This is a genomic window from Paenibacillus urinalis (assembly GCF_028747985.1).
GTDB lineage: Bacteria > Bacillota > Bacilli > Paenibacillales > Paenibacillaceae > Paenibacillus > Paenibacillus urinalis.
Genome location: NZ_CP118108.1, coordinates 895,828 through 910,981, shown reverse-complemented (window position 1 = coordinate 910,981; position 15,154 = coordinate 895,828). Strand labels below are relative to the sequence as shown.

Annotated in this window: 10 protein-coding genes; 3 read left to right on the top strand and 7 right to left on the bottom strand. The window is 47.8% G+C overall.

What is annotated here, in order from left to right; all coding sequences use genetic code 11:
- Positions 1–80: 80 nt before the first annotated feature.
- On the bottom strand, positions 81–2,369 hold the full coding sequence (locus tag PUW25_RS04065; protein WP_047912917.1) for a helix-turn-helix domain-containing protein: 2,289 nt from the start codon (positions 2,367–2,369) through the stop codon (positions 81–83).
- Between the two features lie 270 nt (positions 2,370–2,639).
- The gene (locus PUW25_RS04060) at positions 2,640–5,090 is read right to left on the bottom strand and encodes a glycoside hydrolase family 88/105 protein (protein ID WP_047912916.1); all 2,451 of its coding nucleotides are present in this window, start codon (positions 5,088–5,090) and stop codon (positions 2,640–2,642) included.
- Positions 5,091–5,401: 311 nt separating this feature from the next.
- Between PUW25_RS04060 and PUW25_RS04055 the strand changes: the two genes are divergently transcribed.
- The 3 genes from PUW25_RS04055 (at position 5,402) to PUW25_RS04045 (ending at position 7,768) form a co-directional block, all read left to right on the top strand.
- The gene (locus PUW25_RS04055; RefSeq protein WP_052512142.1) at positions 5,402–5,737 is read left to right on the top strand and encodes a nuclear transport factor 2 family protein; all 336 of its coding nucleotides are present in this window, start codon (positions 5,402–5,404) and stop codon (positions 5,735–5,737) included.
- 282 nt (positions 5,738–6,019) lie between these two features.
- On the top strand, positions 6,020–6,754 hold the full coding sequence (locus tag PUW25_RS04050) for a Fic family protein (protein ID WP_047912966.1): 735 nt from the start codon (positions 6,020–6,022) through the stop codon (positions 6,752–6,754).
- 36 nt (positions 6,755–6,790) lie between these two features.
- Entirely contained in the window at positions 6,791–7,768 is a 978-nt protein-coding gene (locus tag PUW25_RS04045) for an aldo/keto reductase (protein ID WP_274338132.1), read from the top strand.
- Positions 7,769–7,878: 110 nt separating this feature from the next.
- On the opposite strand, the gene PUW25_RS04040 is transcribed toward PUW25_RS04045, so the two are convergent.
- The 5 genes from PUW25_RS04040 to PUW25_RS04020 form a co-directional block, all read right to left on the bottom strand.
- A complete protein-coding gene (locus tag PUW25_RS04040) occupies positions 7,879–9,456 on the bottom strand; it encodes a response regulator (RefSeq protein ID WP_238546439.1) in 1,578 nt (525 codons plus the stop codon).
- Complete coding sequence (locus tag PUW25_RS04035; RefSeq protein ID WP_047912913.1) at positions 9,425–11,353, bottom strand: cache domain-containing sensor histidine kinase; 1,929 nt, start codon at positions 11,351–11,353, stop codon at positions 9,425–9,427. Before PUW25_RS04035 ends, PUW25_RS04040 begins: the two co-directional genes overlap by 32 nt.
- Before the next feature lie 108 nt (positions 11,354–11,461).
- Positions 11,462–13,129, bottom strand: a complete 1,668-nt coding sequence (locus PUW25_RS04030; protein WP_047912912.1) for an extracellular solute-binding protein — start codon at positions 13,127–13,129, stop codon at positions 11,462–11,464.
- A gap of 55 nt (positions 13,130–13,184) precedes the next feature.
- Entirely contained in the window at positions 13,185–14,075 is an 891-nt protein-coding gene (locus tag PUW25_RS04025) for a carbohydrate ABC transporter permease (RefSeq protein ID WP_047912911.1), read from the bottom strand.
- 21 nt (positions 14,076–14,096) lie between these two features.
- A complete protein-coding gene (locus PUW25_RS04020) occupies positions 14,097–15,074 on the bottom strand; it encodes an ABC transporter permease (RefSeq protein WP_047912910.1) in 978 nt (325 codons plus the stop codon).
- Between the last annotated feature and the right edge of the window lie 80 nt (positions 15,075–15,154).

The following is a 15,154-nucleotide window of genomic DNA, read 5'->3' as shown; positions in this document are numbered from 1 at the left end:
AAAATATGGACATAAAGAGAAAAATCCACCCTTCTGCAGTATTTGCTCATAGGGTGGAGCTTCGGTTCATCATGTTTTGATCAAACAGTATATTTTTTGTATTTCATATGCTCTCTGTATTTTCCGGGCGTAATATCCTTCAGCTTGCGGAATACACGGATGAAGCTGTTCTCATGCTGATAGCCGACCATTCTTGCAATCTCCGCCAGCTTGTAGTCGGTCTCGATCAGCAGCTCGCCCGCTTTTTCCACACGCAGCTTGGTAAAATAATCGTGAATCGTCTCTCCCGTCTCTTGCTTGAACAACTGGCTCGCCAGACTGACACTGATATGCACAGAGGAAGCAATCTCCTGTACCCCTACATTCCCGTCCAAATGCCGTGTCATAAAATCAATCATCTGCTGCACCATCACAGCTTCCCTGCTGACAGCAAGCGATGCAAAATGATCTGCCAGCCTGCTCGTGTATTCATAGAGAAGCTCCATCATATCCGGCAGATCAAGCGTATACAGCTGGCGAATCTGAATGACTTCCTCCGGATCGGCCCCTTCCTTGGACACTTCCAGCTTCATCAATCGCTGACGAATATGGGTGAGCATGCCCGTCACCTCCGAAGGATACCATCCTTCTGTCCTCATCTGTTCCTCCAGCTTGCTTAACATTCGAGTAGCCTGCTCCTTCGAGCCTGACTCTACCGCCTGGAGTAATGCCGAAACGATGGATTCATCCTCTACGGAATCGGTCCGCTCATGGGAGGCTACTTCTTCAAAGGTAATGACCGTCCCATACCCTTTATATAAACGGTAGCTTAGTGCATTCTCCGCTTCATAATACGCACGCTGCAGCTTCATGACGTTCTCCGCCTGATGGCTGATCCCGATCGACGCCTTGGTCTGCAGAATATCCTGCAGCATCGGAAGGATCTGGCTGAGCTCCGCTTCCATCGGCTCCTCCTTATCCACACTGGGCTGGAGTACTAGGGCCAGCTTATCCTTGCCTAGATCCACGCTGACACTGCGGTAAGATGGAGCAAGCAGCTCCTCTGCAATATTATTCATTGCATATTTATATAGAAACTGATCATTGTCACTCCATTTATCCGCCCATTCCGAATACCGATCAATGGATATCAGCACGACACGAAGCGGCCTGTTCGTCCATTCCTTGAAATATTGACTCCACCTTGCTTCCATCTCTCGCCGCCCGGACAAATTACCCATGAAAATATCCTGTACGAACTTCGATGAGGCTTCTGCCTTCGTATGACGGATCTGCTGAGACAGGTCTTCATGTGCCCGCAGCAGCCGGACGGTAATATTCTCAAGCTTGCCTAGATCGAGACTGTTCTCTTCACGTTCATAATTTTTGAGAAGGGAATGCAGCCGGCGAATGGGCTTGAAGGTCACCGCATGAAGCTGAATGATCAGCCAGGCTCCGAGCACCAGCATAATGAGGGAGACCAGCAGCACGACGCTGCGGATCTTCTTGGAATTTGCCAATATATCGTCCTGAGAAGCAATGGAAACATATCTCCAGTCGGTCAGAGGAGAAGGATTGTAGGTCAGCAGCAATGACTCCCCGTTCAGCTTAACATCATCGTATCTTTGATCTCTCAGCTGCTGTGTGTGCACATAGATATCGGAGGGTTCAGCATGGGCATCCCCGATCTGATACACCAGATTTCCTTCGCTGTCGAGAATATACTGGGCACTCTCGATCTTCGAAACGGCACTTGGTCTCATCTGCGCGAACAGCTCTGACTTATTGAAATTCAGAGCAAGTATGCCCTTCATCTCGCCTTGGACGACAATTTTTCGAAAATAGGTAATTTCGTTCGTTCCGTTCTTGCCGCTCCCGCCTGCTGCCGTTCTCGATTTGACAAGCATGGTCTTCTCCTCAAGCTCGCTCCCTACGCTCACCCAGTCGGAATCCGGAAATGTGCTGAACCGGGAGCTGTAGCCCATGGGATAAGATACAAAGCTCTCTTCATCTGCATTAAAAATGTATGCGCTTTCTATAATGGGTGAATTAATGACCACATATTTCAAATACTCAATGAGCTGCCGGATTTCCGTTTGCGTGATCTGCTCCCCCTTGGAGAGGTAGCCATATACACCCGAATGCAGTGCCATCTTGATGGCTGTGCTGTCCGTATCCTTGATATAATCCTCGATAAAATTCATCTTATCGCTGAGCAGCTGGTGATGCATCTCGCTCAGTTCACTTTGGAGCACCGACTTGGATGTGTAATAGGAAGTCAGGCTGACCGCAAGTATAATGACGAACACCGCAATGGTCAGCGCAAAAACAAGTCTCGTCTGAGTCGTTGAGAGTAATGCGCGGAGCGAGTTTGACACTTTGGACATCATTCGCCTTCCCCCATCCTTTATTCGCTTGGATATCCGTATCGTTTTAATTAACATTTTCTTTCCATATGTTATCACAACTTGTATGACTGGCGTTCACAAAAATTTAAATTTTTACCTATTTGAATCCATTTCATAATCCCTTTAGCTGCTTCAATCCAATCCACCTTTTTAATGATTTATGAAATGGATTCATTTGTGAAAAAGAAATAACCGGACTGTATAGCCCGGTTATTCGGTGAATTCATATCGTTGGCCCCTGCATACCTTCCGTTATTGGCTGTGGACTACCGATGATCTTGCCCGATCTGTACGACGCTCCTTCAAATATTCGAGCAGCCTTAAGGACTCGATTCCCGCCAGCAGCACAATACCGATGCCGTGGGTGTCATTCAGCAGCCAAGACAAACGCTCCTTGTAGTAATGCGGAGAGAAAGAGTATCCCGAGCCTCGGCATACGCCGTATACATTCCCTTCACGATCAATACAATGGCGTATAATGCCTTCGCAGCCACGGAAGACCGCATCGGCGTATAGGTGCTGAATTCCCTCTGGAAGCCAGCCATACCTTATCCCGCGGGAAAAAGCATAAATAAACATGGAAGAGCAGGACGTCTCGCTGTAGGATTCATGATCGGTCAGCACCTGATGCCACAAGCCCTGCTCATCCTGAACCGCAAGATAGCCCTCGCACAGCTCCCTGTAGAAATGCAGCAGCTCGTCATAATCCGAATGCGTCTTCGGAAGAACAGCCAGCAGCTCCGTTAGAGAAAATAATACCCAGCCATTCCCCCGTCCCCAGGGCACAGTACAGCCTTTATCAAAATTCAAATTGTACACATGATGCATCATTTTCTGCTCAGGCATATACAATCTTTTCTTATACAGCAGAAACTGGGCAGCGGCATCATCCAAATACCGGGTCTCGCCGGTAAGCTTATAATACTGGCTAAGAAACGGGGTGCTCATGTACAGGTCATCGCACCATATCGTATTAACCATCAGCTCGCTGAAGCTGCGGTAGCGATATAACGTTCCATCAGGCAGTCGATCCTGCTCACGTGTAATATAGTCCGCAATACGATGCGCTGCCTCCTCGGCTCCTCTCAGTTTCTTCAGCTCATGAGCTCTGAGCATGGTGGCGCCGAAGGAACCACAGTCATCCAGACTATCAATCAGCGCAAGCTGATGGTTTATCCCTGGGGCACCATGCCGCTTGCTATCCCACATGACCAGCTCATCCAGAGACGTACACTGTTCAATATGATCCTCAGCATATTCAATATAATCCGGGCGGGACAGCTCTCTTCCCGTCTCCAGAATGCCATACAGCGTCACACCTAGAGGATAATTCCATTTACCATATAAGCGGGATTCCAGATAAGGGCGAATCCGAGCGGCCGGCTGGTCAGCTCTGTAATAAGTCCGTTCTTCTCCCTCTCCAAATAGGCGGTCCATATGAGGAACGTCTCGCGGCGGAGGCACATGATCCTTAGAAAAAGGACCCAGATACAGCCAGTGCCCTGTTAAGCCTTCAACGGGGTATGGCTTGGCCCAGGTTAGAGCTTCGCCTGTTTCATCTTCGGTCAGTACTTCCAGATCAAAGCCCCAGGCTTTACGGGTACGCGCTGACACAATGACAATATCATGTACACCGTAGTCCAGCTCCTTCTCCACCTCGAAGTAGCCCTGCTCCTGATCACTGGTGTACAACAAATTCCCGTCCACATATAGCTTGAATGTTCCTTCGTGCAGCCCTTTCCATGTCACTTTCCGTTCGCTTGCGGTGCTCCGGTGATCCAGCTTGGACCATGCCAGCGCAACGGCCCCAAAGGGACATCGTACTCCATATCCATCGGATGTGACTACTGTTTCGGCACTTGCATTGGTGCGGGCATTGGCTCTGTCATTTTCATCTTCAATCACGTTCGCATCCACACTTACGCTGGCATCGGCCTTGGCATTGGCGTTAACCGTCGCTTTCTCTCCAATCCCTGTCCCTGGATCAAACACTCTTGCGAAGGCACCAAGCTGCTGCTCCTCCTCGCTCCATTCCCTTCGGGGATACCAAGTCATATCTGTAGCTTCCTCTGATGCCGATATTTCCGTCACAAAAACACGTGCCAGCTTGGAGTCGATCTCATGAGAGACCACCTCCTTGGCATTGCCTGGTATCCAGCGTGTATGCTGAGGTTCGCTGTACACCCAGCCTTCCTGCCCATCACGCTCCATGGTTGGAGCAAGAAAATGGACGGGCGCGCCTTTAACAGAACCTGTGCCGAAGCTGGCACCGCAGCCAGTGGGTGTTTTCTCAAACTCCAGAACAAAGAAGTTCCAGCCCTTACGCAGCTTGCCGCGTAGTCCAGCCTTGCTCTCCGGCATCACATCCTCGCGATGATTCGATTCAAATGCCAGCAGTCCGTTGATAAACACCCGTGTATGGCTGTAACAGCTGATCCGATAAGCCTGTGTCGTTTCCTCATCAGCCCAAATTTTGGCCCAGGCATAGACGAACTGTCCATCCTGCAGCTGAGGAAGCTTTACCATAAGATTCATATCGTAACGGTATTCGTTATCTCTAATAAAGCCTTCCACATTCAGCACCCGGTACGTTGGCAGGGTCTTCGGATTCGCACCGATGTATCGGTTTACAACGGCTCTAAGTACATCCTCTGTTCTGTCCAGTGAAGCTCCAAAAGAACGTTCTTTGTTTACATATGGCATCGCCTGCAGCGCCTCCTAACGACGAAATGATATGGTTAGAATAAATTCCAGTCCATGGGCAGAACAATGGCGCAAATCTCCAAACCGTATCCCAAAGCATCACATTCCTGCAAAAACGATTCGGTTTGTTCTGTGTACATTTGGTTGATTGAACCCTGAACATTGTAGAGCCAGCAGAATGAGCATATGTCTCCTGTAAAGAGGGTAAGCAGCTCAAAAAATGATATATGTTAATGGATAATTTTGTGATACAATGCGGAGAAGCTTTAATACATTAAACTCATTTTACGAGAAAAAAAGGAGAAATTACCGTGTCCATTACTGATGTTATTGATGCACAGCTAACCGCGTACAATGCGCGAAATATTGAAGATCTGCTCGCTACCTATCACGAGGACTGCGTCATTGAAGATGCTGTCGGCAACATTCAGAACTCTGGCAAAGAAGAAATCCGCGAGCGCTATACGGCTTTGTTCGAGATCAGCCCTGAGCTGAACGCAACCATTACGAACCGCATTGTGCACAATAACTATGTCATTGACCATGAATCCGTCACAGGACATCGCGGCAGAACAGACATACTGCTGGCTGTGCCAGTGTATCGTGTCGAGAATGGTCTGATTACACACGTAAGATTCATTGGATAATGAGGCAATATCCAGGGATTCCAATTCGGAGTTATCCTATACAATAGAAGGTCTGTACCTCATAAATTGAGGACAGGCCTTTTTTTATGAAGTTTTATTTCCTATCTGATGTCATTGGCTTCACTCTATTGTCATTGCAACAAACGTAGCAAACGCTTCTGCTTCTTCAAGAAAAGGAATATGATTACTATGCTCAAGCCATATCGCAACAATAGGAGTAGTATTGAAACTAGTTTCGTTTGATATAATGCTAGTAAGAAGAAGAGGGAAGGAACAATGCTCATGTTTAATCAAATTGATGCTCTTCGAACAGAAGTGGACAAGAAACGTCCCATCGACCCAAAGCTGATGAGTACCATCGCTCAGAAATTTCGTGAAGAGTGGACTTATCATACGAATGCAATTGAAGGAAATACTTTTACTTATCGTGAAACAGCATTCTTCTTAAGAGAAGGACTGACGGTCAAGGGGAAATCTTTAAGAGAGCATCTTGAAATAATAAACCATGCGGAAGCAATTGATTATCTTCACGAAGCCATTCAACAGAGAGATTTAACAGAGCGGATTATTAAAGATTTTCATGCCATTCTTTTTCAGGGAGTGAGAGATATTGACTTTTCTCCTGGTGACTACAAAAAGATGGATAATCATGTGCTCACGATTTCGGGGAATATCCATCAATATGTTCCTGCAGTCCAAGTACCTTATGAAATGGAACGCCTAATACAATGGTACACCGAAAATTCAGACATGCATCCCGTGAAGCTTGCATCATTACTTCATCATAAGCTCACAGCGATCCATCCATTTACAGATGGTAACGGGAGAGTCAGTCGGCTTGCGATGAACTTTGTGTTGCTAAAGCATGGTTATCCTCCTGCCATCATTCGTAATGAAAAGCGCCAAGATTATTACTCCGCACTGGAGCAGGCAGATAACGGGGAACTAGAACCCTTAATTGATCTCATCTCTGCTGAAGTTAAGTCTAATCTAGAACTAATGCTATCTGTCACTTAAACCTCACTTATACCATCTAGCAAAGGAGCGATACTTATGAAATATACATACCTCGGACGCAGTGGCATGCAAGTTTCTCTTCTCGGTCTTGGCACCAACTCCTTCGGCAAAAGAGCGGATGAACAGACTTCAGCCCGCATTCTGCATCATGCGATCGACAGCGGAATTAACTTTATTGATACCGCCAATATTTACGCCGGAACGGAATCCGAGCGCATAATCGGACAAGCACTAAAAGGCAGAAGAGACCAGGTTGTGCTCACGACCAAGGCCGGACTCGTCGCAAGAAGCGATTCCCCGAATGGACGCGGCTCTTCCCGTTATCATCTGCAGCAGGAGCTGGAGAACAGCCTGAAGCGGCTGCAAACGGACTATGTGGATCTGTATCAGATTCATACCTTCGATCCGAATACACCGCTGGAAGAAACACTTCGTACGCTGGATGACATGGTGCGGGCAGGCAAGGTGCGCTATATCGGTGCCTCCAACTATGCAGCTTGGGAGCTGATGAAGGCACTTGGCATCAGTGATCTGAGAGGATATGAGCGTTTTGTCTCCAATCATTTCAGCTATTCGCTGGCAGACCGAACGCCGGAGCGTGAGCTCGTGCCCATGTGCCTGGACCAAGGCGTCGGCATCATTCCTTATTTCCCACTAGCTGGCGGCATTCTCACTGGAAAATATACAGAGAAGTCTTCTGCTCCCGCCGGCTCCCGGGCAGAGACAGATCCGAATTTTCAGCGATTCTTGGAGGATCATAATGTAACACTCGGACAGCAGGTGGCTGATCTTGCAGCGGAGACCGGACATGCTCCGAGTGCATTATCCATCGCCTGGCTCATGAACCGGCCTGCCGTATCTACCGTTATCGTTGGAGCAACTCGTACCGAGCAGCTGGATGACAACTTAAGAAGTCTCGACATCGAGATCAATACCGAGCTTGCCGAGAAGCTGGGTGAGATCAGCGACCGATTTATATATTCGAAACCTTTTGCTACCTACCGCATAGAATAATACAAAGGCTGGACCTTAAGCTTTACGCCCCCCGTAAGCTCATTGTCCAGCCTTCCTCATGTCTGTTTACTCCATCGTCTCACCGCTTGCAGCTTCAATAATGCTCCGCTTCACTCTCCACGTTCTGATTCCATACCTCCGAGCTGACGATATTCATGCGGAGATACGCCCTCCAGTTCCTTAAATACACGGGAGAACTGTTTGCTGTTCTCAAAGCCCACTGCGAGACTAATCTCCGCCATTTTCATGGTAGACTTGTTAAGCAGCAGCTCCTTGGCCCGCTGGATACGTACCTTTTTGAGATAGGATACAAAGTTGTCTCCCGTATACGCCTTGAACGCCTCGCTGAAATACGAATAATTAAGCGATACATGATTGCTGACCATTGCCATATTCAGAGGACGCTCGTAATGCTCCTGTATATAACGGACCGCCTCTTTCATATCCGCATGCTCACTATGCGCCAGCCGGATTCGGGACACATAATCATTTACGCTGACAAGCAGGTATTCCAGCTTTCTGTAATACTCGTTAAAGCTCTGAAAATTGTTCAGGCTGCCGACCAGCCTATACATCTTCAGCACTTCCACCGAAGACTCCCCGTATTTCCTAAACACCTCATCGAACACATTCTCATTGATCAGTCCGCTTACCTTCTCCAGATAAGTCATATCCATCTGCTTCAGATGATCCAGCTCAAAAATGGAGGCGAGCAGCTTCTTCATCTCATCCACCCGATCCGTCCCCAGCATATTTCCGAGCTTCCGCAGGCTTCCATACGGCAGTGGATAATTCATCCGATTCGTAAGTGCTGCATCGTATTCAATATAATAAGCGCTTGGATGCAAGAAGGTATATCTCAGCGCAGCCTGTGCCTCAAGATATTGCTCCCGAACCTGTGCCAGATCGTTCTGCTCCGTGCTGATTCCGATACGGAAGCCGTTCCATCCCTTCTCTTCTGCCTGTCTTGCCAGCTCCTGATACCAGTCTGAGGTATTTCCTGCGAGAATAAGCCTTCCCTCTATATCCGTGAGGACAAGCTCTGCCCGAACATCCATCGAATGACTAAGCCGTTCGACCAGACGCTGAATTTCCCCTGTAGGCATGACAGACCCATCCACATATCTGCACAGCACCATCGCGACAGCATAAGAGCTTGCTGGTAAAATACGAGCTGCCTGCTGCAGTTCTTCTTCCATCACGGGCCCTCTGCCAAATAGAAGCTGACGCAGCCGATTCTTGCGCTGCTCCATTTGCAGCTCATGTTTTTCCTGAGTTCGTTCCAGATTCGCGGCTTCTAATTCGCTCAATTCCTTATCTACGCGATTCAGCATATCGAACAGCTCCGTTCTCTGAATCGGCTTCAGCAAATAATCCTTTACCTTGTACCGGATCGCCGTCTTCGCATATTCAAAATCATCATAGCCGCTCAGCAGCACGACGGCCGGCTTTCTTCCTCCCGTCTCACGATCCAGCTCCTCCAGCAGCCGGATGCCATCAAGTACAGGCATACGAATATCGGTTAATATCAGATCTGCACGGGCTGCACGGTTCAGCTCAAGCGCCATTTGTCCATTCGAGGCCAGTTCAATATGATAGGCTGATGGATATTCCCGCTCTATCATCGTTTTAAGTCCCAGGCGAATATTTTTCTCATCATCCACGATTATGAGTTTCCTCACCTTCATCTCCCCCTGTCATGACCACTGTTGGCAAAGTAATGGTAACGATCGTACCGACCCCCTGTGTACTATGGATCATCAGACCGTATTGTGCTCCAAAAAAAAGCTGAATCCGCTGATGTACATTCATCAGCCCAATCCCAGCAGATGGATTCGATCGGCTGACCTCATTCGCTGCACTCGAAGCAGGTACGGTTTCTGAATTCACCTTCTCGGAGCTTGAGCTGTGGAGCTGATTCCTTAGCAGCTTCAGATCTTCCTCCGCCATGCCCGATCCGTTATCCTGGATCCAGATTCGGCATTTGCCGCGGACCGCCTCTGCCCGGATAATAATCGTCTTATCCTTGGATCCGCCCTCCTCGGCTTCCTCATACCAGCCATGCTTGACGCTGTTCTCCACAATGGGCTGAAGCGACATCTTCAGCACTTCGGTTTCCAGCATCGCGTTCGGCACATCGACACTCAGCGTAATCGGTGTATCAAACCGGATATTCATGACTTCAATATAATTTCGGATATGCCTCAGCTCATCTCTCAGCTTCACATAATCCCCTGACCATTTGAAGTTATACCGCATCATCCCTCCAAGTGAGGTAAGCGAATCCGCGATTGCCCGCTGATCCTCCATCTCGGCCAGCATTCGGATATTCTCCAGTGTATTGTACAGAAAATGAGAGTCAATCTGATTATGCAGTGTTCTGAGTTCGGCTTCCTTGGACATCGCTTCCTTACGGACAGCCACAGCGACCAGCTCGTTAATCTTGTTCATCAGCTTATTGAAATGAAAGGCCAGCTCGCCAATCTCCCCGCCGCCCCGGATAACGACTCCCGTATACAGCTCTCCGCGACGCGCCATTTTCATCGCATCTGTGAGTCTGACGAGATTTTTCAGAATGAAGGAGTTGAGCACATAAGCAATAATTGTAAAAATAATAATGAACAAAATATTAATCCCGATCGTCGTGTTACGGATCTTGGAAATTTGCGCCAGCACATCTTCCATGGACAGTACATTTAGCAAATGGGCATTCAAACCCTCTAGCGGGACGCTCAGAAATATATAGGATTTGCCCGCCTCCTTGTATTCCATCTGCCAAGGCTCACCATCAGACAACGCTTGGAATTTAGCCTGAATGGCCTGCTCCATCATGGGAGCATCGCTGAGCAGTGACTGTTTCGCGCGAGAGAAGATCTCTCCTTCTTCATCAATCAGAAACAGCTGGGACTGCTCATCCTGGACCGTAAAGGTTCGGGGTGAGAATTCCGAGAGCAGCATATCTACCTGAATAATGCCGGAATGTTCTCCACTAATGACACTGATCTCACGCAGCAAAGATACCTTGGGCTCCTGCTCTACCGTTCGTTTAATAAGATCGAGGTCGGTGTTCTGAAATGACCACATCTGCAGATCACCAAGACCATACGTATCCTCGTACCAGATCTCATCCTTGATTCGTCGTTCATTAAAAATAATCGGCCATATTTCATAGGCATATGGATTGTCCGTGAACAGATGCAAATGCTCAATGTTCGGATTGTTGAACTGGATTCTTGTCAGATTAACAAAAGCGCTCATATTAAAATCGACCAGTTCTCCCAGAGGAGGCTCTGTCTTCCTCGTCAAATAATTCAGCACCTCTTTGTCCGAAACAGCAAGCTGCGCCGAACGCTCCATGGACTCAATCTGGTTCATGATATGCAGCTTCTCCATATCGAGAATATAGGCACTCTTGTCTACCGCATCCTTCATATAAGTCTCATTAATCGCACGAAAAGAAACGATGGATACGAGCAGACTTGGCACCAATATTATGGCAATATACGCTGCAATCAGACGACTCTGCAGGGATCTGTGCTCCCACCAGGAGACAAAGCTCTGCACCAGATTGGTTCCTCTTCTCATCACAATAAACCCATCCCATTTCTGCATGTATTTGCGGGTAAAAGCTCGAAAAACCCGCAGTCTGCGGGTCATTCGAACCTTAACATTTCATTTCATTACATGATCAGCCTATTTCAGAAATTCAGCCAGCTTCGAAACGTTCTCCTCGTATTTCTTCTGCTGGAAGGCCTGAACCTCTGCAAGTCCTTCCTTCTCACGCTTCTCTTGATATTCCGTCCAGACGGAATCAAACTCCGCTTCGGATTCTGACATCAGCAGCTTCGGCAGCGTCTTGCCCCACAGCTGAGCAAGCTTCGTATTAATAATTCCTTCCGGCGAGTTCCCTGTCGGATTGAGTAATTCAAATTCGGAAGCGCTTACTGTTTTGCCCTTGGTCCAATCCTCCATTTGCTTGAACGGCTCAACTGACGGCGGAGTCCACTGTGCAGTAATATTCGTGTTCATCAGCATCCAGAAGGTAAATGAAGCACCGTACTCTTTGTCGAAGGCGGAACGATCCTTATTCAGCAGTTCTAAGGCTTCCGGCTTAAACTGATCCTTGCCGTCAATCGTGTCATAGGTGACACCTTTCTCACCTAGGTAGAGGTCCTTGTTGCCTTCTTCACTGTTCAGGTAGCTCAGGAAGCGGATCGCACGTGCCTTATCCTTCACATTCTTGGAGATCAGTGTCACCGTCCAGCCTGAAATTCCCGGTCCATCCAGCGTTGGTGTATCCAAGTTGGTGTTTGATGGTCCATCTACAGCGATGTATACGGAATTCGGATCATTTGCATACAGCGTATTTTGCTGAGCAGCAAGGTCACTGCGCTGATAAATCATGGCAAAGTATCTGCCTTGCGCAATTTTCTCTTCCATTTGTGGACGTTTATCGATGAAGATATCCTTGGATAACAATCCTTTTTCATTTGCAGTACGCAAGGTCTTCAGCCATCTCACATACTCGGGATCCGTTGCACGGTCGTAGAGCTTGCCGTCCTTCTCCTTCGGAATTGCGAGCAGGTTCTGAATATATCCTTCAAGCGAGTAGTTGCCGTTCTCCGTAAATTCATGCATACCCAGTGGAATGAGCGGCTGACCATTCACATCAGGGAACTTCTCTTTGGCCGCCTCAAGTGCGGCAAGGAAGCCTTCCGGTGTTCGCATATCCGGGCTGCCGATCGCTTCATACATATCTTTTCTTACGAGAAATACTTGGTTTGAAATATAGGTGTCAGCATACTGCTCATAATCCTTCGGTGAGGAAGAAGCATTCGGATAAGCATATACTTTACCGTCCGGCTGTGTGTACCAGGACAGCTTCGCTGCATCCGATGCAGTAAAGAAGTATGGATCATATTCTTCAGCGAGCTCATTCAGCGGAAGCACCAGACCTCCGTCGATCATCTTCTGAACGGCATCTTCACCTTTATCGAGCGTAATGAAATCCGGGAGTTTACCGGATGCTATTAAAGTATTCATTTTTTCGCTTTCATTTCCTGCCGGTACGATAAAATTAAGACTGACGCCTGTTTTTTCTGTAATATATTTTGTTGTAGGATCTACACCCCACTGGTTTGGAAACCAGGAGAAATTCAAGTACCAATCGAATGTAATCGGTGAAGTATCCACTTTCCAGCCCGGATCATCCTTCGTCAGCTGAACCGCTGGCGTCTCTGTGTCCGGTGTCTCTGTATCGGTCTCTTCTGCTCCTCCCGAGGAAGAACATGCCGTGGTAAAGATAAGTACGAGTGAAGCCAGCAGAATCAGAACTCTTTTCAAGCCCCATGTTTGGTTCATGCATTTAACCCCTTTTCGGCTTATTTGTATACCGTTCCTATACGATGTCGTACACTTAACCTTTGATGGATCCGATCATCATCCCCTTTACGAAGTACTTTTGCAGAAATGGATATACGAACACAATCGGAAGCGTCGTGACGACCATGGTCGCCAGTTTAATCGACTGTGAAGTCACCGTCTTGGTCGCTGCCGTTCCCTGCACAGCCGCTACCATCTGATTGGAGCTCGACTGGGCAACGACGCGGTACAGATAAGTCTGTATCGGCTGCAGGTCGGTATTGTTGATATAGATCATTCCGGTAAAATAGTCATTCCACTGATAAACACCATGGAAGAGAGAAATGGTCGCAATGACAGGCAGGGATACCGGGAGCACAATTCTCAGGAAGATCGACCAGTCGTTGGCACCATCAATACGTGCAGCTTCCTCCAGTCCTTCGGGAATTTCCCTGAAGAAGGTCATAAAGATGATGAGGTCGAAGAAGCTGAACATAACGGGAATGATGTAGACGAGAAAATTGTCCAGCAAATGCAAATCCCGAATGAGCAGGAAGGTCGGAATGAGTCCTCCCCCGAAGAATAAAGTGACGGTTCCCATCAGAATGTACAGCTTGCCTCCGATCAAATCCTTGCGAGAGAAGGCGTAAGCCACCATGGCGGTAAAAAAGACGTGCACTGCGGTACCAACCACTGTCTTTGCAACGGTAATCCCCATTGCTGTCATAATGCCAGGGCTGTCAAACACGGCCTTGAAATTATCGAGACTGAATTCACGAGGCCACCAGTAAATCCCGCCGCGCATGGCATCCGTTCCATCGTTAAAGGCATTTACAAGAACATACCAGATGGGATACATCGTCAGAAAACAAACAATGAGCATAATCAGGGTATTCAATGTATCAAAAGCGAACTCCCCTTTGGTTCTGCGATTAAGCGTCCACAAGGCTATAGACCCTCCTTTCTCCTAATAAAGGGATGTTCCGTTAATCTTCTTCGATACCTTGTTAGCAAGCAGCAGGAGAATAAGCGCGATGACCGATTTGATCAAGCCAACTGCCGTCGAATAGGAATAACGTCCGGACAAAATTCCGGTCTGGTACACATAGTAGTCGATAACATTACTTGCACTGTCGTTCAGGGAGTTGCGCAGCACGAGAATCTGGTCAAAGTTAGAATTCAGCACACCGCTCACCGCGAGAATAAACAGAATTGTAATCGTTGATTTGATGGAAGGCAGCGTAACGTACCACATCTTCTGGAATCGTCCAGCGCCATCAATCGTTGCTGCTTCATACATTTCAGGCGATACACTGGATATGGCGGCCAGATAGATAATTGCAGACCAGCCAAGCTCCTTCCATATATCAGAGGCAATAATAATCGTCCAGAAATATTTTGGCTCGGCCAGATAGCTAATCGGCTCATCGATGATATTCAGTGCCATCAGAATGTTATTGAGCACCCCGATATCCGACAGCCATGTCGCCAGAATGCCTCCAAGAACAACCCATGATAGAAAGTGAGGCAGGTAGGAGATCGTCTGTACTGTGCGTTTGAATTTAATGCTCCTCAGCTCATTGAGGAACAGGGCGAACAGGATCGGAAGCGGAAAACCGATGATGAGCTTGAGCAAGCTCATTCCGAGCGTGTTTCGAATCACATTACCGAGACTATCATCATCCAGGAACTCTCTGAAGTGCTCCAGCCCTACCCAGGGCGCTTCGGATATGGAGCCGATAATGTCGTACTCCTTGAAAGCGATAATAATGCCGTACATCGGGATGTAGTTGAATATGAACATCCAGACTACACCAAGCAGAGCCATTGTCTGTATGTGCTTCTGTCTAAGAAATTTCTTCCCCAGCTGGAGTGCTGCTGAAGCTCGGGGAGCCTTGGCATTCTTAGCAGAAACGGATGGTGCTTGGCGAGGTTCCATGTCCATAGAGGAGCCCCCTTCATTTTGTAATATTCATGTGTAAGCACTTACATTTGATAAATCCATCATACTTTCAATTCAAGCGA

What these genes read in the sequence shown, in the direction of transcription:
- PUW25_RS04065 (WP_047912917.1), bottom strand. Translation starts at nt 2,369, where the DNA reads ATGATGTCCAAAGTGTCAAACTCGCTCCGCGCATTACTCTCAACGACT.
- PUW25_RS04060 (WP_047912916.1), bottom strand. Translation starts at nt 5,090, where the DNA reads ATGCCATATGTAAACAAAGAACGTTCTTTTGGAGCTTCACTGGACAGA.
- PUW25_RS04050 (WP_047912966.1), top strand. Translation starts at nt 6,020, where the DNA reads ATGTTTAATCAAATTGATGCTCTTCGAACAGAAGTGGACAAGAAACGT.
- PUW25_RS04045 (WP_274338132.1), top strand. Translation starts at nt 6,791, where the DNA reads ATGAAATATACATACCTCGGACGCAGTGGCATGCAAGTTTCTCTTCTC.
- PUW25_RS04040 (WP_238546439.1), bottom strand. Translation starts at nt 9,456, where the DNA reads ATGAAGGTGAGGAAACTCATAATCGTGGATGATGAGAAAAATATTCGC.
- PUW25_RS04035 (WP_047912913.1), bottom strand. Translation starts at nt 11,353, where the DNA reads ATGAGAAGAGGAACCAATCTGGTGCAGAGCTTTGTCTCCTGGTGGGAG.
- PUW25_RS04030 (WP_047912912.1), bottom strand. Translation starts at nt 13,129, where the DNA reads ATGAACCAAACATGGGGCTTGAAAAGAGTTCTGATTCTGCTGGCTTCA.
- PUW25_RS04020 (WP_047912910.1), bottom strand. Translation starts at nt 15,074, where the DNA reads ATGGACATGGAACCTCGCCAAGCACCATCCGTTTCTGCTAAGAATGCC.